Raw genomic sequence first — 19024 nt, forward strand, 5'->3', positions numbered from 1 at the left:
CGGACGCCTTCGGAAGAATCCCATGCTGAACCGTCGCACCCTCGCCGGCGCCCTCGCGCTCGCCCTCCTCGCCCTGCCCGCCGCCGCGCAGGATTGGAAGGCGGCCTATCCGGAGCTGACCCTGGCGGTGATCCCGGCCGAGAACGCCTCCGGCACGAGCGACCGATACGCGCCGCTGACCGGCTACCTGACCAAGAGCCTCGGCGTGCCGGTCAAGCTGCGCATCGCCAACGACTACGCCGCCGTGATCGAGAGCCAGCGCGCGGGCAACGCCCAGCTCGCCTTCTACGGCCCCGCCTCCTTCGCCCGCGCGGTGATGACCGGCGTGAAGGTCGAGCCCATCGTCAACCAGACGCACGACACCGGCGCCTCGGGCTACTACTCGGTGATCTACGTGCGCGCCGACAGCCCGTACAAGACGATCGCCGACCTGAAGGGCAAGAACCTCGCCCTGGTCGATCCCAACTCCACCTCCGGCAACCAGGCGCCGCGGTTCTTCCTGCACAAGGCCGGCTACCCGGTGGACGCGTTCTTCGGCAAGACCGTCTATGCCGGCAGCCACGAGAACGCCGTCCTCGCCCTCGTCCAGGGGACGGTGGACGCCGCCGCCAACCTCTACAACACCGACACCGACACCATGGTCACCCGCATGGCCGCCAAGGGCATGCTCAAGAAGCCCGACGGCTCAGCCATGACGCAGGCCGATTTCCGCGTGGTCTTCAAGTCCGACTTCCTGCCCGAGGGCCCCTTCGCCATGCTGGCGAGCCTACCCGACGACCTCAAGGCGAAGGTCCGCCAGGCCCTGGTGGACCTGCCGAAGGCCGACAAGGCGGCCTTCGACCGGCTCTCGGACGGCAAGGACCTCGGCCTCGCCCCCGTGACCCTGAAGGACTACCAGCCGGTCATCGAGATGCTGAAGTTCAACGACGAGCAGCGTCGCAAGTCCTGATGCGGGTTGCAGGCCCCGATCCGGGCCGCACGGGTCCGTGCCGGCCGATCCCCGTGCTTGAGACCGTCAGCCCCCTGCCCCCCGACCGCGCCGCCGCCCTGGCGCAGGCCTATGACGGCGCCGTCGCGGCGAGCCGGCGTCGGGTCTGGATCGGCCTCGCGGTGCTCGTCGTCCTCACGGGGCTCGCCGCGCAGGCCGCCGAGGTGCGCCCCGGGGTGCTGGCTGCGAACATCGGGAAGTTCACCGACTACATCGCCCAGATCCTGCCGGCCCTGACCCTCGGGAACCTCGGGGGCGACCTCGCCGAATGGTACTGGGGCTGGCCGAAATGGCTCGCGCTCCTCGGCGAGACCCTCCTGATGGCCTATCTCGGCACCCTGCTCGGGGCCATCGGCGGTTTTCTCCTGTGCTTTGCCGCCGCCGGCAACGTGGCGCGCAGCCGGACCGGATGCTTCCTCGTCCGGCGCATCCTCGAATTCTGCCGGACGGTGCCGGAGATCGTGTTCGCGCTGATCTTCGTCATCGCCTTCGGCCTCGGGCCGATGGTGGGCGTGCTGGCCCTGGCGATCCACACCACGGGGGCGCTGGGCAAGCTGTTCGCCGAGGTGGTCGAGAACATCGACCTGAAGCCGGTGGAGAGCCTCACCGCCGCGGGTGCCGGCCGCATCGAGACCCTGCGCTTCGCCGTGCTGCCGCAGGTGCTCTCGAACTTCGTCTCCTACGGGCTGCTGCGCTTCGAGATCAACGTGCGGGGCGCGGGCGTGATGGGGTTCGTGGGCGCCGGCGGCATCGGGCAGGAACTCCTCGTGGCGATCCGCAACTTCTACTACGCGGACGTCAGCGCGATCCTGGTCCTGATCATCCTCACCGTGATGGCGATCGACCTCGGGACCGAGCGCCTGCGCCATCACCTCCTCGGAGGCCTGCGATGACGCCCCGCGACCCGAACCCGGCCGAGATCGCGGCGTTGCGCCAGCGCTATCCCGAGACCTTCCGGCCGGCCCGGGGGCCCCGGCTCCTGGCCTGCCTCGCGGTCGCCGGGCTTATCGCCGTCGCGGGCTACGCGATGGTGCGGCTCGACTTCTCCGCCGTGCGCCTCCTCGCCGGCCTCGGGCGGCTCGGCGAATTCAGCCTGATGATGCTGCCGCCCGATCCGGCCGGACAGGCCTGGACCTTCCTGCGGGCGCTGGCCGAGACCCTCGGCATCGCCTTCATCGGCACGCTGACGGCGGCGCTGCTCGCCTTTCCGGTGGCGTTCCTCGCCGCCCGCAACGTCGTGCCGAACCCCTTCGTGCACTTCACGATCCGGCGCGGCCTCGACGTGATGCGCTCCGTCGACGTGCTGATCTGGGCTTTGATCTGGATCAACGTCGTCGGGCTCGGGCCCTTCGCGGGCGCGCTTGCCATCGCCTGCGCGGATTTCGGGGCGCTGGGCAAGCTGTTCTCGGAGGCCGTCGAGACCGTCGACGCCAAGGCCGGCGAGGGCGTCTGCGCATCGGGCGGCGCCGAACTGCACCGCATCCGCTTCGGCCTCATCCCGGCGGTGCTGCCGGTGCTCGGCAGCCAGGTGCTGTACTTCTTCGAGTCGAACACCCGCTCGGCCACCATCATCGGCATCGTCGGCGCGGGGGGAATCGGCCAGTACCTCACCGAGTTGATCCGCGTCCTCGAACTGCGCCAGGTCGCCTTCCTGATCCTGATGATCCTCGTCACCGTCGCGGCCATCGACGCCGTCTCCGGGCGCCTGCGCCGGGCGCTGATCGGAACGGCACGCTAGGCGGGCTTCGCGAAAGCGGTCGCCGGTTCTGCGCCGAAGACCTGCGACGGAGGACCTGCGACGGGGAAGACCTGCGACGGGGAAGACCTGCGACGGACCAGGGACCCGGGCAGGTTCGCGCCTACTCCACCACCAGCTCGACCCGGTCGGCGGCGAACAGGCTGCGGGTGGCCTGGATGCGCCGGCCCTCCCCGTCCACGTTCACGCTGGTCAGCGCGATCACGGTGCGGCCGGGGGCGATGTCGAGGCGCCCGGCCTCCGCCGCCGTGGCGGGGCGCGCGCCGATCCGCGTCGAGAGCCGGGTGTAGTCGGCCACGCCGAACCGCGCATAGGCGCGGGTGATCGAGCCGCAGTCGGCGTAGGCGGCGTCGAAGCCGGAAAAGCGCGGCAGCGGCAGGCAGGTCCGCGCCGTCGAGATCGGGGCGCCGTCGGCCAGGTGGCGCGTCAGGAGTTCGAGGATGGGGGCGCCGGGGGCGATCCCGAGGGCCTCCGCCCACTCCGCATCCGCCGGCACGGCGGCGGCCGAGACGAGGTCGCCCCAGGCCTCGCGGCCAGCCCGCGAGACGATCTCGGAGAACCGGGTCCGGGGGCCGATCGGGTAGGTGAGCGGCCCCTGCTCCACGAAGGTACCCTTGCCCTGGGACGTCCGCACCAGCCCGCCCTCGGCGAGCACGCCGAGCGCCCGGCGCACCGTGTGGCGGTTCACGCCGAAACGCGCGGCCAGCGCCGACTCGGCGGGAAGCTGCGCCCCGGCGGCGAATTCGCCGCTGTGGATGGCATGGCCCAGCGCATCCGCGATCTGGCGCCAGGCGGCGAGGCCGCCCCCGCGCTGGAGGGCCGTCACGCCCGTGTCGCTCGCATCCTGCATGACGTGATCGAAAATCCGTTGTGCTTATCGATCCACATGTCTATACATATAGACATGTTGGAAGAGAGGCCCCGATGCCGAGCGCCAGCCAAACACCACCTGATCCCGGGATGCCAGACCTCGCGATGCGCCGGCGCGCGATGGCGCGGGCGGGCACCGCGACGGAAGGCGAGTTGCGCGAGGCCCTGGCGCAGGCCGGCCTCACGCCGGAGGCGGAGGATCTGCGGGCGCCGGAGACCGGCCTCGTCATGGTGCGCGGGCGCATCGGCGGCGACGGCCGGCCCTTCAATGCCGGCGAGGCCACGGTGACCCGGGCGGCGGTGCGCCTGCCCGGCGGCGAGACGGGGTTCGCCTACCAGCTCGGACGCGACCGGACGCGGGCCCGCCTCGCCGCCATCCTCGACGCGCACTGGCAGCGCCCGGAGGCGAGGCCCGCCCTCGAGGCGGCCCTGGCGGCCATCGCCGAGCGCCGGGCCGAGGCGGCGGCTTTGGCCGCCCGCAAGGTCGCGGCGACGCGGGTGAACTTCTTCACCCTGGCGCGGGGAGAGGATTGATGGCCCAGCCTCACGTCCAAACTCTCGCGCAACCCCTCGCCCACGGCCAACCTCTCGCCCACGGCCAACCCCTCGCCCACGGCTTCGCCGACCCCGTCCACGAGGGGCAGGCGGTGTTTCGCGCCGCGATGGAGGCCCTGAGCCGGCCCGGCCGCCTGCTCCCCCTCGTCACGACCCTGATGCCCCCTGCCCCGCTCACGCCCGAGCTCGCCGCCCTGGCGCTGGCGCTGGCCGATGCCGACACGCCGGTCTGGCTCGACGCTCCCTTGCGGACCGATCCGGCGGTCGCGGGCTTCCTGCGCTTCCACACCGGGGCGCCGATCGTCGCGGAGCCGGCCCAGGCGGCCTTCGCGCTGATCGCCGACCCCGGCCGCTGCCCGGCCTTCACCGCGTTCGCCCAAGGCTCCCCCGCCTATCCGGACGCCTCCGCCACCCTGGTCCTCGCCGTCGCGGCCCTGTCGGACGAGACGGGCCTCGCCTTCGAAGGGCCGGGCATCCGGGGCACGGCCCGGCTCGACGCGGCCCCCCTGCCCGCGGACTGGCCCTCGCGGCTGGCTCACAACCATGCCGGCTTCCCGCAAGGGCTCGACCTCCTGTTCGTCGCGGCCGGACGGCTGGCCGCGCTGCCCCGCTCCGCCCGTCCGCTCGCCCCGGAGGCCTGACCGTGTATGTCGCCGTGAAGGGTGGCGAGGCCGCCATCGACAACGCCCACCGGCTGCTGGCCGAGACCCGGCGCGGCGACCCCGCCGTGCCCGACATGAGCGTGGCGCAGATCCGCGAGCAGATGCGCCTCCTCGTCGACCGGGTGATGACGGAGGGCTCCCTCTACGACCCCGATCTGGCGGCCCTCGCCCTGAAGCAAGCGCGCGGCGACGTGATCGAGGCGGTGTTCCTGGTGCGCGCCTACCGCACCACGCTGCCGCGCCTGGGTGCGACGGAGCCGGTCGATACCGGCGCGATGACCCTGAGCCGCCGGATCTCCGCCACCTTCAAGGACCTGCCCGGCGGCCAGGTACTCGGCCCGACCTTCGACTACACCCACCGCCTCGTGGACTTTTCCCTGGGCGACGGGACCGCTCCCGAGCCCGCCGCCGAGGCCGAGCCGGCCGCTGACGCCGCCGCCTGCCCGCGCGTCACCGATCTCCTCGGCCGGGCCGGCCTGCTCGAACCCTCGCCGGAGGATCTGGGCGCGCCGATCGGCGACCTCACCCGCGAGCCGGTGGACTACCCGGCCGACCGCGCGGTGCGGCTCCAGGCGCTGGCACGCGGCGACGAGGGCTTCATCCTGGCGCTCGGCTACTCGACGCAGCGCGGCTACGGCCGCACCCACCCCTTCGTCGGCGAGATCCGGGTCGGCGCGGTGGAGCTCGAGGTCACGCCGGAGGAACTCGGCTTTTCCGTCGGCCTCGGTTCGGTGGACATGACCGAGTGCCAGATGATCAACCAGTTCCACGGGAACGGCCCGGTGCCGCCGCAATTCACCCGGGGCTACGGCCTCGTCTTCGGCCAGGGCGAGCGCAAGGCCATGGCCATGGCGCTCGTCGACCGTTCCCTGCGCGCCGCCGAACTCGGCGAAGCCGTGGTGGTGCCCGCCCAGGACCAGGAATTCGTGCTGGCCCATTGCGACAGCCTGCAGGCGACGGGCTTCGTCGAGCACATGAAGCTGCCGCACTACGTCGACTTCCAGGCCGAACTCGACCTCGTCCGGCGCCTGCGTGCCGAGCACGGCGCGCGCGCGCTCGAGGACCCCGTCCAGCGGGAGGCCGCCGAATGAACGCGCGCGTCACGGTCTCCGCCGGCAGCGGCTACAACTTCGCCTATCTCGACGAGGGCACGAAGCGGATGATCCGCCGTGCCATCCTGAAGGCCATCGCGATCCCCGGCTATCAGGTGCCGTTCGCCGCCCGCGAGATGCCGATGCCCTACGGCTGGGGCACCGGCGGCGTACAGGTCACGGCCGCGATCCTGGGTGCGTCGGACGTGCTCAAGGTGATCGACCAGGGCGCCGACGACACCACCAACGCCGTCTCGATCCGCCGCTTCTTCACCGCAACGGCGGGGATCGCCACCACGACGCGCACGGCGGAGGCGAGCGTGATCCAGACCCGCCACCGCATCCCCGAGGCGCCGCTGTCCGAGGGGCAGGTGCTGGTCTACCAGGTGCCGATCCCCGAACCCCTGCGCTTCCTCGAGCCGCGCGAGACCGAGACGCGCCAGCTCCATGCGCTCGCCGAATACGGCCTGATGCACGTCAAGCTCTACGAGGACATCGCCCGCCACGGGCACATCGCCACCACCTACGCCTACCCGGTGGAGGTGGCCGGCCGCTACGTGATGGATCCCTCGCCGACTCCGAAGTTCGACAACCCGAAGATGGACGATTGTCCCGCGCTCCAGCTCTTCGGCGCGGGCCGCGAGAAGCGCATCTACGCGATCCCGCCCTACACGCGGGTGCGCAGCCTCGACTTCGAGGACCATCCCTTCCGGGTCCAGAGCTTCGAGCGCCCCTGCGCCCTCTGCGGGGCGCGCGCCGTCTACCTCGACGAGGTCGTGCTCGACGATGCCGGCGGCCGGATGTTCGCCTGCTCGGACACCGACCATTGCGAGACCCGCCGCGCCGACGGCCACGCGGGAGAGGCGTCATGACCGAACCCCTGCTCACGGTCGAGGGGCTGACCAAGCGCTACGGCCGGCGCCTCGCCTGCGACGGCATCGGCTTTTCCCTCGATCCCGGCGAGGTGCTGGCGGTGGTGGGCGAATCGGGCTCCGGCAAGTCGACCCTGCTCTCGCTGATCGCGGGCGAGGTCGCGGCCGATGCCGGCGCCGTCTCCTACCGCATGCGCGACGGTGCCACCCGCGACCTCGCCGACCTGAGCGAGGCCGAGCGCCGGGCCCTAATGCGCACCGACTGGGGCTTCGTGCGCCAGGACGCGACGCAGGGCCTGCGCATGGCGGTCTCGGCCGGGGGCAATGTCGGCGAGCGCCTGATGGGTGTGGGAGACCGCCATTACGGCCGCATCCGCGCCACCGCCCTCGACTGGCTCGCCCGCGTCGAGATCGCGCCCGACCGGGTCGACGACCCGCCGACGCGCTTCTCCGGCGGCATGCGCCAGCGCCTGCAGATCGCCCGCAACCTCGTGACCGCACCCCGCCTCGTGCTCATGGACGAGCCGACCTCGGGCCTCGACGTCTCGGTCCAGGCCCGCCTCCTCGACATGATCCGGGGGCTGGTGGCCGAACTCGGCCTGGCGGTGATCATCGTCACCCACGATCTCGCCGTGGCGCGCCTGCTCTCGCACCGCGTCCTCGTCATGCGGGCGGGCCGGGTGATCGAGACCGGCCTCACCGACCAGGTCCTCGACGACCCGCAGGCCGCCTATACCCAGCTCCTCGTCTCCTCGGTGCTGGCCGCATGACGCCGCTCCACATGACGCCGCTTCTCACCCCGCCGCTCCTCGCCTTCCAGGACGTCGCCAAGAGCTTCACCCTGCACCTGCGCGGCGGGACGGTGCTCCCCGTCGTCGCGGGGGCGACCTTGGCGGTCCATCCGGGCGAATGCGTCGTGCTCGGCGGCGCCTCGGGGGCCGGCAAATCCTCGCTCCTCAAGATGGCCTACGGCAACTACCGCTGCGCCACGGGTGCCATCCGGGTCCGCGACGGCGACCGCACCGTCGACCTGGCCGCCGCGGCACCCCGCGAGATCCTGAGGCTGCGTCGTACCACGCTGGCCTACGTCTCGCAGTTCCTGCGCGTGATCCCCCGCGTCGGCGCCCGCGCCGTGGTGGAGGCCGCCGGCATCGAGGGGGGCCTGGCGCCGGAGGTCGCCCGTGCCCGCGCCGCCGACCTGCTCGCGCGCCTCAACCTGCCCGAGCGCCTGTGGGCGCTGCCGCCCGCCACCTTCTCGGGGGGCGAGCAGCAGCGGGTCAACATCGCCCGCGGGCTGATCGCCGACCGGCCCATCCTGCTCCTCGACGAGCCCACCGCCTCGCTGGATGCCCGGAACCGGGCCGTGGTGGTCGACCTCGTCGCCGAGAAGCGCGCGGCGGGTGCCGGCATCCTCGGGATCTTCCACGACGCCGATGTCCGCGAGGCGGTGGCGACCCGCATCGTCGACGTCGCGGCCTTTCGCGGGGCGATGGCCGCATGAAACGGGAACACGCACGCATGACGGACCGGGTCGAGATCCTCGAGAACGCGCGCCTGGTGCGCCCCGACCGGGTCGAGACCGGCTGGCTCGCCGTGGTCGACGGGCGCATCGCCGAGATCGGCACCGGCACGGCCCCGGAGCGCGGCCTCGACTGCGGCGGCGACACCATCGTCCCGGGGCTCGTCGAACTCCACACCGACCATCTGGAGAGCCACTACGCGCCGCGTCCGGGCGTGCGCTGGCACCCCCTCGGGGCGGTGCTGGCCTACGACGCGCAGATCGCGGCCTCGGGCATCACCACGGTGTTCGATTCCCTGCGCGCCGGCACCGACCCGGACGGCAGCGGGCTGGGCACCGAACTGGAGCTCCTCGCCGCCGCCCTGGCGGAGGCGCAAGGGGCGGACCTGTTCCGGGCCGAGCACCGCACGCACCTGCGCTGCGAGATCCCTAGCCCCGACGTGGTGGACACCGTGCGGGCGTTCGCGGAGCGCTACAGCATCGGGCTCCTGTCGCTGATGGACCACACGCCGGGCCAGCGCCAGTTCCGGGACGTGGCCAAGTACTACGTCTATGCCGGGCGCGGCGGTCGATCGCTGGAGGAGATCAAGCTCAACACCGAGCGCAAGATGCGCGACGGCCGCGCCCTCAACGCGGTGAACCGGCCCGCCCTCGTCGCGCTGGCGCGCGAACGCGGGATTCCGCTGGCCAGCCACGACGACACCACCCTGGCCGACGTGGCGCTCTCGCGCGAGGAATCGGTGGCGCTCGCCGAGTTCCCCACCACCCTGGAGGCGGCCGAGGCCTCGCACGCAGCCGGCATCACCGTGATGATGGGCGCCCCCAACCTGATCCGGGGCGGCTCGCATTCCGGCAACGTCGCGGCCCAAACCCTGGCGGAGGCCGGCACCCTGCGCATCCTGTCCTCGGATTACGTACCGGCGAGCCTGCTGATGGCGGCCTTCGCGTTGCCCGAGCGGGTCCCTGGCATCACCCTGCCGGAGGCCATCGCCACCGTGACGGCCAATCCCGCGACAGCCACCGGGCTCACCGATCGCGGCCGGTTGGAACCGGGATTGCGTGCCGACCTCGTCCGCGTGCGCCTCGCCCGAGGGGTGCCGGTGGTGCGCCAGGTCTGGCGTGCGGGCGAGCGGGTGGTGTGATGGCGGGCGGCTTCGTCCTCGTCGTCGGCCCGAGCGGGGCCGGCAAGGATACCCTGCTGCGGCTGGCGCGCGACCGCCTCGCGGGGGATCCCCGCTTCGTCTTCCCGCGCCGGCTCGTCACCCGGCCCCCCTCCGCCCACGAGGCCAACCTCGAACTCGACGACGTCGCCTTCGACATGGGCGTGCAAGCGCATGCCTTCGCGCTTCATTGGCGCGCCCACGGCCTCGGCTACGCCATCCCCGCCGAGACCGTGAGGCAGGCGGACGACGGGCATTGGATCGTCTGCAACGTGTCCCGTCGCATCGTTTCGCTGGCGCGCCGCACCCTGCCCCGTGTCAGCGTCGTGCAGGTCACGGCCTCGCCGGAGGTTCTCGCCAGACGCCTTGCGACCCGCGGCCGCCCCGAGGACGGCGACCTGCGCGCCCGCCTCGACCGCGCGATCCCGATCGAGGCCGAATGCACGATCCACAACGATGCCGACGCAGAGGGTGCGGCCGACCGCCTCGTGGTACATCTGCGCGCGTGCGTTGCCGGCGCGCGGCCGGGTGCCCACACGAATTGCGTCTGATGGCTTCGCACCGCGGATGTCGGTCATCCTCGGGCGCCGCGCGGGCTCGGTGAGACGGTTCCCGCTTGATCCAAGCGGGAACCGTCTCATCCCGAGGTGCCGTGGCGATGCCGCTGTGGGGGCATTTCGGGATGGGGTCGCGCCCGGGGCCATCGAAGCCGCGGCGGCGGCATGACCCGGCCAACCGGACCGTCGTCGGACACGCTCGTCCCGATCGATCACGCGCAGCGCCGCCAGGACCGTTTCATGGCGCTGTCGTATTCATGGCGCCGTCGTATTCATGGCGCTGTCGTAAATCGCGGCTACGGAATGGCCACGTCCCACTGCCGCCTGCGTTCAGACACGGCATTCGCGCTCAAACGACTATCGTTGGTTGGCTATAGGCCCGGTGAAGACCGATGGTTCTTCAAAGGAAGCCGGCTGACCGACTTGGATGCCCGCGCGCCCGCCGTGTCCTGATCCCCGGCCATCTTCGGATCTGAGCCGCAATGACAACCGATTATCACGTTCTGGCAAACGGTTCCCTAATCCAGGATTGGTCGAATGCAGGGTTGATCACGACGAACGACGAGTGGGCCGGCGTGCCGAGCATCGTCGGATATCGCGGCGACGACATCACGACGGTGACCGGCGCCGACCCGCAGACCCTCGCCGGGGACGGCACGGTCACGGTGGACGTGAACGCCAACCAGACCAATCCGAACGGCTTCTCCACCGGCGGCGTCGCGGAATTCGCGCTGTCCGACCCCACGGTCGCCCTGGCCGGATCGGGGACGGCCGACGCGCCCAACCTCGTCATCCACCTCGACACCACCGGCCGGCGGGACGTCACCGTCTCCTACACCCTGCGCGACCTCGAGGACGGCGCCGACAACGCCGCGCAGGCGGTGGCGCTGCAATACCGGGTCGGGACCACCGGCGCCTGGGTCAACCTGCCGGCCGCCTACCGCGCCGACGCCAGCGCGGGCCCGAACACCTTCGGGCCGGACGGCGTCGTCACCGCCGTGCTGCCCGCCGCGGTCGAGAACCAGCCGCAGGTGCAGGTGCGCGTCATCACCACCAACGCCCTCGGCAACGACGAGTGGATCGGCATCGACGACATCAGCGTCACGAGCGCGGGTGCGGCGGTGGTCCCGGCCCTGTCGGTGGCCGACGTCGCCATCGCGGAAGGGGATGCCGGCACGACGCAGGTGGTCTTCACCGTGTCCCTCGACGCCCCGGCACCGGCGGGCGGCGTCGCCTTCGACATCGCCACCGGCGAAGCGACCGCCACCGCGGGCAGCGACTACGTCGCCGCCGCCACCGGCCTCACCATCGCGGCCGGGCAGACCTCGGCGACCTTCGCCGTGACGGTCAACGGCGACACCGTGTTCGAGCCGGCCGAGAGCTTCGGGGTGAGCGTGACGAACGTGGTCGGCGCGACGGTGGCCGACGGCGAGGCCGTGGGCACCCTCCTCAACGACGAGACCCCGCCGACCATCGGCGGCATCGCCGTGTACGACGCGGCGCCCTCGCTCACCGGCACCCAGGGCGCGGCGCCCGTTGCCACGAACGCGCTCCAGCTCGTGCGGCTGGGCGCCTACGCCACCACCGACGACGCCGCCACCGGGGACGCCCCGAACGCCGAGGTCGTGGCCTACGACGCCACCACCGCGAGCCTCTACGTGCAGAACACCAACGAGAACCGCATCGAGATCGTGACGATCTCGGCCACCGGCAGCCTCGCAAAGAGCGGCGAGATCCTGCTCGCCGGCCTCGACCAGTACGGCGCGGTGAACTCCGTGGCGGTCTTCGACGGCCTCGTGGCGATCGCCTATGCCAATGCCGCCGGCGACCAGCCCGGCCGCGTCGCCCTGTTCGACGCCGACGGGAGCTTCCTCAGCTCCCTCGTCGTCGGCGTCGGCCCCGACCAGGTCGTCTTCACGCGCGACGGCCAAAAACTCCTCGTCTCCAACGAGGGCGAGCAGTTCACGGTTGCCAGCAACCCGGTCGGCAGCGTGTCGATCATCGACGTGTCGGGTGGCGTGGCCGGCGCCGCGACGGCGGCGGTCACCGCCACCGTGGGCTTTGGCGCCCTCGACGGCAGCGAGGCCGCCCTGCGCGCCAAGGGGCTCGCGATCAGCCCCGGCAACACCGCCTCGTCCGACATCGAGCCGGAGTACATCACGATCTCGCCCGACAACCGGTTCGCCTACGTCACCCTGCAGGAGGTCAACGGCGTCGCCGTGATCGACCTCGCCAACCCCGGCACGGCGCCCATCGCGATCCAGCCCCTCGGCAGCGTCGACCGCTCGCTGCCCGGCAACGCGTTCGACGCCTCCGACCGTGACGGCCCCGGGGGCGATCCGGCCGTCACCGTCGCCACCACCCCCACGGCCACGCCGATCTACGGCCTGCTCCAGCCCGATGCGATCGCCTCCTACGCGGTGGGCGGCACCACCTACTTCGTCACGGCCAACGAGGGCGACCAGCGCGTCATCGGCGGCGAGGACAACACCGCCGACGTGTCGCGCCTCAGCGCCATCCCCGACAGCCAGCTCACGCCCGAGCTGCGGGCGCTCAAGGCCGACCCGGCCTACGCCCGCCTCAACGTACTGCGCCAGACCGGCGACACCGACGGCGACGGCGTCATCGACCAGCTCAACACCCTGGGCGGCCGCGGCATCTCGATCTTCCGCCAGAACGCGGACGGGACGATCACCAAGGTGCGCGAGACCGGCGGCGAGTTCGAGACGATCTTCGCCCGCGACGCGGCGGCGCAGTTCAACATCGACCAGGAGCCGAACGGCGACGGGGTGTTCGAGTTCGACAACCGCTCGGACAACAAGGGTCCGGAGCCTGAGGGCGTCACCATCGGGACGGTGGACGGGCGCACCTACGCCTTCGTCGGGCTCGAGCGTCAGAGCGGCATCCTCGTCTACGACGTCACCGAACCGGAGACCGCCAGCTACGTCTCCTACGTCCCGCCCGTCGACGGGCCGGCCGATCGCGGTCCCGAGGTGCTCACCTTCATCGCGGCGGCCGACAACCCCACCGGCACCCCCATCGTCGTCTCGGCCAACGAGGTCGGCGGCGGCGGCGCCACGGTCTATGCCGCCCTCACCCGGGGCTACACCCAGGAGATCGGCTTCGCCGCCGAGTCCCTCGCGGTCGCCGCCGCGGAGGGCGACGCGGGCACCACCACCCTCACCTTCACCGTCCAGCGCAGCAACGGCACCCTGGGCGACCTCGCCTTCACCGCCGAACTCACCGGCACCGGGACCGCGCCCGTCTCCGGCGACGACCTCTCCGGCAATCCGGGCCTGCCGCTGGCGATCGCCGGCACCATCCCGGCCGGCGCGGCCTCGGCGGTCGTGACCGTGACGGTGCAGGGCGACGTGACGCCCGAGGCCGCCGAGACCCTGGCGCTGACCCTGACGACGGCCACCACCACCCAACCCGGCGTCACCGCGGCGGTGAGCGCCACCGCCGGCACCGCCACGGGCACCGTCCTCAACGACGACGTCACCCTGATCTCCACGGTCCAGGGCACCGGCGCGGCGAGTGCGCTTGTGGGTCGGACCGTGACCATCGAGGCGGTCGTGGTCGGCGACTTCCAGAACGGCGACGCCGACGCCAAGCGCAGCCTCGGCGGGTTCTTCCTGCAGGAGGAGGCGTCGGACCGGGACGGCGATGCCCTGAGTTCCGAGGGCGTGTTCGTCTACGAGGGCACCGGCGGCGCCCTCGCCGACGTCGCCGAGGGCGACCGGGTCCGCATCACCGGCACCGTCACCGAGTTCAACGGCGAGACCCAGATCACCGTCGCCTCGGCCGCCGGCATCGCGGTCGTCCAGGCCGGCGCGCTCTCGGCCGCCGAGGTGAAGGCCTCGGCCGCCACCGTGACCCTGCCGGCCGCGGGCACCATCGGCACCGGCACGACGCAGCAGCCCGACCTCGAAGCCTACGAGGGCATGCTCGTCACCCTGCCCCAGACCCTCACCATCACCGAGCAGTTCAACCTCGACCGCTTCAACGAGGTACGCCTCGCCGCCGGCGGCCGGATCGAGACCTACACCAACGCGTTCGAGCCGGATGCGGCCGGCTACGCGGCCTATCTGGCGGCCAGCGCAGCCCGCTCGATCGTCTACGACGACGGCCTCAACACCCAGAACCAGCCGATCGACAACCTCGACGGCTTTGCCGGCTACGCCACCGCCACCGCGCCGCGGATGGGCGACACCGTCACCGGCCTCACCGGCGTGCTCGGCGACGGCCCGGCCAACGCCTATCGGGTACGGGCCATCGACGACGGCGACACCACCTTCGTGGAGGCCAACCCCCGCACCGCCGCACCCGACGACGTGGGCGGCAGCCTCAAGGTCGGCAGCCTCAACGTCCTCAACTACTTCCGCACCCTGAACGCCAACGGCGCCGACACCGCCATCGGCCTCGAGCCCCGCGGCGCCAACAGCGCCGCCGAGTTCGACCGCCAGACCGAGAAGCTCGTCAATACGCTCATCGCCACCGGCGCCGACGTGCTCGGGCTGACCGAGCTCGAGAACCAGTTCCAGCCGGCCAACCCCGGCAACGCGCTGGAATACCTCGTCGGCCAGCTCAACCTGAAGGCCGGCGCGGGCACCTACGCCTCCATCGACCCCGGCGACCGGCTCGCAGAGGGCCAGTTCCTCGGCGGCGACGCGATCGCGGTCGGCTTCATCTACAAGCCGAGCAAGGTCTCGGTGGCGATGAACACCACCATCGAGACGCTCGACGACGCGGACGTGGCGGCCTTCGACCCGTCCCTGTTGCAGCAGAGCTCCATCGGCGCGATCTTCAACGGCGCCAACACCAGCCGCGCGGCGCTCGCGGTGACCTTCGAGGAGACCGCGAGCGGCGAGGACTTCACGGCGGTCATCAACCACTTCAAGTCGAAGGGCGGCACCGGCACCGGCGCCGATGCCGACCAGGGCGACGGCCAGGGCAGCTGGCAGCAGCAGCGCGAACTCGCCGCCACCGCCCTCTCCCGGTGGATCGCCCTCAACCCCACCGGCACCACCGACGACGACACGCTGCTGCTCGGCGACTTCAACGCCTACATCAAGGAGGACGCCCTCGACGTCCTCAAGGCGGGCGGCTTCACCAACCTCGCCGAGGACCGCCTCGCCAACCCGTATTCCTACGTCTTCGACGCGGCCTACGGAGCCCTCGACCACGCCTTCGCCAACGGCAGCCTCGACGGCCAGGTCACCGGCGTCACCGAGTGGCACATCAACGCCGACGAGGCCGACGCCCTCGACTACAACCTCGATTTCGGCCGCGACCCCGACATCTTCGATGCCGACGTGGTCGCCCGTGAATCGGACCACGATCCGATCATCGTCGGGCTCGCCCTCGACCGGACCGGCCCGACCCTGGTGTCGGCCAGCCCCGCCGACGGGGCCGGCGCGGTGGCGGTGGGCGCCGCCATCGTCCTCACCTTCAACGAGGCGGTGCGGGCCGGCAGCGGCAGCATCACGCTGACCGACGGGGCCGGCGACGTCCGCACCATCGCCATCGACGACGCCTCCCAGGTCACCATCGCCGGCACCACCGTGACGATCGACCCGGCCGCGGACCTCGCCGCGGGCGCTTCCTACGACGTCATCGTCCCGCCCGGGACGCTCCTCGATGCCGCCGGCAACGCCTTCTCCGGCCTCGCCCAGGATCAGCTCGACTTCAGCACACAGGACGCCGCCCCGATGACCTACACGCTCCAGATCCTGCATGCCTCCGACTGGGAAGCCGGGATCGGCGCCATCGGCCGCGCCGCCAATTTCGCCGCCATCGTCGACCGCCTCGAGGACCAGTCCGCGAACTCGATCACCCTCTCCACCGGCGACGGCTGGATCCCCAGCCCGTTCTTCATCGCCGGCGGCGACCCGCAGCTCGCGGCCACCTACAACGGCGTCTACAACCAGCTCTTCGGGCTCTCGGGAGCGGAGGCCTACGGCCGCCTGTCCGCCTCGGTGGGCCGCGCCGACATCACCATCCAGAACATCATCGGCGTCCAGGCGGCGGTGTTCGGCAACCACGAGTTCGACTCAGGCCCCACCGAGGTCGCCAACATCATCGGCTCCAACCTCGGCACGGCGCCCGGCGCCGCCGACGACACCTGGGTCGGCGCCCTGTTCCCCTACCTCTCCACCAACCTGAACTTTTCGCGCGAGGCCGCGCTCTCGGGCCTCTTCACCCCCCAGATCCTCGACGCGGGCTTCGCCGCCAACGGCCCGACCTCGACCAACACCGGCACGGGCGCCGACCGCATCGCCAAGTCGACGATCCTCACCGAGAACGGCGAGCGCATCGCCTTCGTCGGCGCCACGACCCAGATCAACCCGCTGATCTCCTCGCTGGGCAACGTCACGGTGGACGGGTTCAACGGGGCCGACAACATCCCGCTCCTGGCCGAGCATATCAACGCCGAGGTCGACCGGGTGCTGGCCGCCAACCCCGACATCGACAAGGTCATCGTCGGCACCCACCTGCAGCAGTTCTCGAACGAGCAGGCGCTGGCCCCGCTCCTGCGCAACGTCGACGTGCTGATCGGCGGCGGCTCGAACACCCGGCTCTCCGATGCCGACGACCGCCTGGCCCCCGGCGACGTCTCCGGCGGGGCCTACCCGCAGTTCTTCACCAACGCCTCGGGCCAGCCCCTCGCCCTCGTCAACACCGACGGCGAATACTCCTACGTCGGGCGCCTCACGGTGACCTTCGACGAGGCCGGCAACGTCATCCGCGACTCGATCAGCACGCAGACCAGCGGCGCGGTGGTGGTCGACGACACCACGGTGACCGAACTCTACGGCTCGACCGAGGCCGCCTTCACCCCCGGCAGCAAGGGTTACCTGGTGCGCGAGGTGATCGAGGGCCTCGACGCGAACAACGACGGCGTCCAGGAGACCCTCGGGGTGGCCGACGTCATCCGCCAGCAGGACGGCAACATCCTCGGCCGCTCCTCGGTCTACCTCGAAGGCCGCCGCGGCGAGGTCCGGACCGAGGAGACCAACCTCGGCAACCTCTCGTCCGACGCCAACATCTGGTACGCCAAGCAGTACGACGAGACCGTCACCGTCTCGATCAAGAACGGCGGCGGCATCCGCGACTCGATCGGCTCCTTCGCCGCCACCGCCGGCGGCACCGCCGAGCTTCCCCCCGCCGCCAACCCGGCGGCCGGCAAGCAGGCCGGCGACATCTCGCAGCTCGACGTCACCAACTCCCTGCGCTTCAACAACAACCTCTCGCTGGTGACGGTGACCGCCGGTGAGCTCGAGAAGATCCTCGAGCACGGCGTGGCGGGGGTGGCGCCGGGCGCGACGCCCGGAGCCTTCACGCAGATCGGCGGCGTCAGCTTCGCCTTCGACGCCACCCGGCAGTCGCAGACCCTGGACGTGAACGGCACCGTCACCCGCGAGGGCCAGCGGATCCTCTCGGCCGCGATCATCGACGAGGACGGCTACATCCTCGACACCCTCGTCGAGAACGGCCAGGTGGTGGGCGACGCCGACCGCGAGATCCGGGTCGTCACCCTCGACTTCCTGGCCACCGGCTCCGCCACGGCACCGGGGCTGGGCGGCGACAACTACCCCTTCCCCGCCTTCGGTGCGAACCGGGTGAACCTGCGCGAGGCCACGCCCGCGTCCCTGCCCGACACCGAGACCTTCGCGGCTCAAGGATCGGAGCAGGACGCCCTGGCCGAGTACCTGAAGGCGTTCCACCAGGAGACCCCGTTCGCGATTGCCGATACCGGCCCCTCGGCCGACACCCGCATCCAGAACCTCTCGGCCCGGGCCGACACCGTCCTGCAGCGCGGGATCTCCGACCAGGGCGGCACCGGCAACGACATCCTCGAGGGCACCGCCTTCGCCGACAGGCTCAGCGGTGGGGAGGGCGACGATATCGTCGTCAACGGCGCCGGCGACGACATCCTGTCGGGCGGGTCATCCCCCAGCGGCTTCACCGGCAACGACACCCTCGTGCTGAACAGCCGCTTCTCCGAGGTCACTGTCAGCCAGGTCGGCGGCGTCCAGGTCATCACGGGGCCCGAAGGCATCGACACCATCAGCGGCTTCGAGCGGTTCCAGTTCTCGGATGGCACCATCGTCACCGGCGACGGGGCGCCCCTGGTGGACGACCTCTTCTACCTCGCCGCCAACCCCGACGTCTTCGCCGCCGGGCTCGATGCCGATGCCCACTACGCGCAATACGGCTTCGAGGAAGGCCGCGATCCCAACGCCTTCTTCTCCACCGACGGCTACCTCGCGGCCAACCGCGACGTGGCGGCGGCGGGCCTCGACCCGCTCGCCCATTACCAGACCTACGGCTTCAAGGAGGGGCGCGATCCGGGCGCGAGCTTCGACACCCAGCGCTACCTGGCCGCCAATTCGGACGTGGCCGCGGCCGGCCTCAACCCGCTGGCGCATTACCTCCAGTACGGCCAGGGTGAGGGCCGGACGGTCTACGAGGCGGTGGGACGCACGGCCGATCTCGCCCGGGCGGGCTTCGACGCCGAGTACTACCTCCTCGCCAACGGCGACGTCGCCGACGCCGCCCTCGGCGCGCCCGACGTGTTCGCCTTCGCCCGGAACCACTACCAGACCTACGGCATCGCCGAGGGCCGCGACCCCAACGCGGTGTTCGACACCGACGGCTACCTGGCGGCCTACACCGACGTGGCCGCGGCCGGCCTCGACCCCCTCGCCCATTACGGGCAGTTCGGATGGCGCGAGGGCCGCGACCCCTCGGTCGACTTCGACAGCAGCGCCTATCTCGCCGCCTACGGCGACGTGGCCGCCGCGCAGATCAACCCGATGCAGCACTACCTCCAGTACGGGATCGCCGAGGGCCGCCTCGCCTTCGCCGACGGCTCCTTCGGGGGCGGCACCATCGGCTGATCCCACCGGACATCCGGACGATGCCGACGCCTCCCATGGCCCGGCATCGTCGCAGCGAAGACGGCCGGTCCGGCGTGCGACCGGCCGTTGC

Annotated in this window: 13 protein-coding genes; 12 read left to right on the top strand and 1 reads right to left on the bottom strand. The window is 71.6% G+C overall.

The genetic code is table 11. The annotated features are described in order from the left end of the window. Positions 1–22: 22 nt before the first annotated feature. Genes phnD through phnE (ASG59_RS05995) form a run of 3 tightly spaced genes read left to right on the top strand, consistent with a single transcriptional unit; the run spans position 23 to position 2726 of the window. Positions 23–949 carry a phosphonate ABC transporter substrate-binding protein gene (gene phnD, locus ASG59_RS05985; RefSeq protein WP_056281610.1) on the top strand — a complete coding sequence of 309 codons (927 nt, stop codon included), beginning with the start codon at positions 23–25 and terminating at the stop codon, positions 947–949. A gap of 53 nt (positions 950–1002) precedes the next feature. After that, complete coding sequence (gene phnE, locus ASG59_RS05990; protein WP_056281614.1) at positions 1003–1881, top strand: phosphonate ABC transporter, permease protein PhnE; 879 nt, start codon at positions 1003–1005, stop codon at positions 1879–1881. After that, complete coding sequence (phnE, locus tag ASG59_RS05995; RefSeq protein ID WP_055880292.1) at positions 1878–2726, top strand: phosphonate ABC transporter, permease protein PhnE; 849 nt, start codon at positions 1878–1880, stop codon at positions 2724–2726. The genes phnE (ASG59_RS05990) and phnE (ASG59_RS05995) overlap by 4 nt, the downstream gene beginning before the upstream one ends. Before the next feature lie 121 nt (positions 2727–2847). Here the strand turns inward: phnE (ASG59_RS05995) and phnF are convergent, their stop codons facing one another. Then, positions 2848–3594 (bottom strand): phosphonate metabolism transcriptional regulator PhnF, encoded by a 747-nt coding sequence (gene phnF / locus ASG59_RS06000; RefSeq protein ID WP_056407494.1) that lies wholly within the window; start codon positions 3592–3594, stop codon positions 2848–2850. Between the two features lie 110 nt (positions 3595–3704). On the opposite strand from phnF, the gene phnG reads away from it, so the two are divergent. From phnG to ASG59_RS06045, 9 genes are all read left to right on the top strand, one after another. After that, entirely contained in the window at positions 3705–4148 is a 444-nt protein-coding gene (gene phnG, locus ASG59_RS06005; RefSeq protein ID WP_274533815.1) for a phosphonate C-P lyase system protein PhnG, read from the top strand. Then, entirely contained in the window at positions 4148–4810 is a 663-nt protein-coding gene (gene phnH / locus ASG59_RS06010) for a phosphonate C-P lyase system protein PhnH (RefSeq protein WP_082528644.1), read from the top strand. The genes phnG and phnH overlap by 1 nt, the downstream gene beginning before the upstream one ends. 2 nt (positions 4811–4812) lie before the next feature. Further along, entirely contained in the window at positions 4813–5922 is a 1110-nt protein-coding gene (locus ASG59_RS06015; RefSeq protein ID WP_056281622.1) for a carbon-phosphorus lyase complex subunit PhnI, read from the top strand. Next, on the top strand, positions 5919–6794 hold the full coding sequence (locus tag ASG59_RS06020; protein WP_056407497.1) for an alpha-D-ribose 1-methylphosphonate 5-phosphate C-P-lyase PhnJ: 876 nt from the start codon (positions 5919–5921) through the stop codon (positions 6792–6794). Before ASG59_RS06015 ends, ASG59_RS06020 begins: the two co-directional genes overlap by 4 nt. Further along, complete coding sequence (phnK, locus tag ASG59_RS06025; protein ID WP_055880306.1) at positions 6791–7564, top strand: phosphonate C-P lyase system protein PhnK; 774 nt, start codon at positions 6791–6793, stop codon at positions 7562–7564. The genes ASG59_RS06020 and phnK overlap by 4 nt, the downstream gene beginning before the upstream one ends. A gap of 11 nt (positions 7565–7575) precedes the next feature. Continuing rightward, positions 7576–8295: a phosphonate C-P lyase system protein PhnL gene (gene phnL, locus ASG59_RS06030; RefSeq protein ID WP_056407499.1), complete on the top strand. Its 720-nt coding sequence runs from the start codon at positions 7576–7578 to the stop codon at positions 8293–8295. 17 nt (positions 8296–8312) lie between these two features. Continuing rightward, on the top strand, positions 8313–9455 hold the full coding sequence (locus ASG59_RS06035) for an alpha-D-ribose 1-methylphosphonate 5-triphosphate diphosphatase (protein ID WP_055880313.1): 1143 nt from the start codon (positions 8313–8315) through the stop codon (positions 9453–9455). Next, entirely contained in the window at positions 9455–10024 is a 570-nt protein-coding gene (gene phnN / locus ASG59_RS06040) for a phosphonate metabolism protein/1,5-bisphosphokinase (PRPP-forming) PhnN (protein ID WP_056407501.1), read from the top strand. The genes ASG59_RS06035 and phnN overlap by 1 nt, the downstream gene beginning before the upstream one ends. A 581-nt stretch (positions 10025–10605) precedes the next feature. Further along, a complete protein-coding gene (locus ASG59_RS06045) occupies positions 10606–18933 on the top strand; it encodes an ExeM/NucH family extracellular endonuclease (RefSeq protein ID WP_244475643.1) in 8328 nt (2775 codons plus the stop codon). Positions 18934–19024 lie beyond the last annotated feature (91 nt).

The sequence above is a fragment of the Methylobacterium sp. Leaf466 genome, from assembly GCF_001425565.1.
Classification (GTDB): Bacteria; Pseudomonadota; Alphaproteobacteria; order Rhizobiales; family Beijerinckiaceae; genus Methylobacterium.

What these genes read in the sequence shown, in the direction of transcription:
- phnD (WP_056281610.1), top strand. Translation starts at nt 23, where the DNA reads ATGCTGAACCGTCGCACCCTCGCCGGCGCCCTCGCGCTCGCCCTCCTC.
- phnE (WP_055880292.1), top strand. Translation starts at nt 1,878, where the DNA reads ATGACGCCCCGCGACCCGAACCCGGCCGAGATCGCGGCGTTGCGCCAG.
- phnF (WP_056407494.1), bottom strand. Translation starts at nt 3,594, where the DNA reads ATGCAGGATGCGAGCGACACGGGCGTGACGGCCCTCCAGCGCGGGGGC.
- phnG (WP_274533815.1), top strand. Translation starts at nt 3,705, where the DNA reads ATGCCAGACCTCGCGATGCGCCGGCGCGCGATGGCGCGGGCGGGCACC.
- phnH (WP_082528644.1), top strand. Translation starts at nt 4,148, where the DNA reads ATGGCCCAGCCTCACGTCCAAACTCTCGCGCAACCCCTCGCCCACGGC.
- ASG59_RS06020 (WP_056407497.1), top strand. Translation starts at nt 5,919, where the DNA reads ATGAACGCGCGCGTCACGGTCTCCGCCGGCAGCGGCTACAACTTCGCC.
- phnK (WP_055880306.1), top strand. Translation starts at nt 6,791, where the DNA reads ATGACCGAACCCCTGCTCACGGTCGAGGGGCTGACCAAGCGCTACGGC.
- phnL (WP_056407499.1), top strand. Translation starts at nt 7,576, where the DNA reads ATGACGCCGCTTCTCACCCCGCCGCTCCTCGCCTTCCAGGACGTCGCC.
- ASG59_RS06035 (WP_055880313.1), top strand. Translation starts at nt 8,313, where the DNA reads ATGACGGACCGGGTCGAGATCCTCGAGAACGCGCGCCTGGTGCGCCCC.
- phnN (WP_056407501.1), top strand. Translation starts at nt 9,455, where the DNA reads ATGGCGGGCGGCTTCGTCCTCGTCGTCGGCCCGAGCGGGGCCGGCAAG.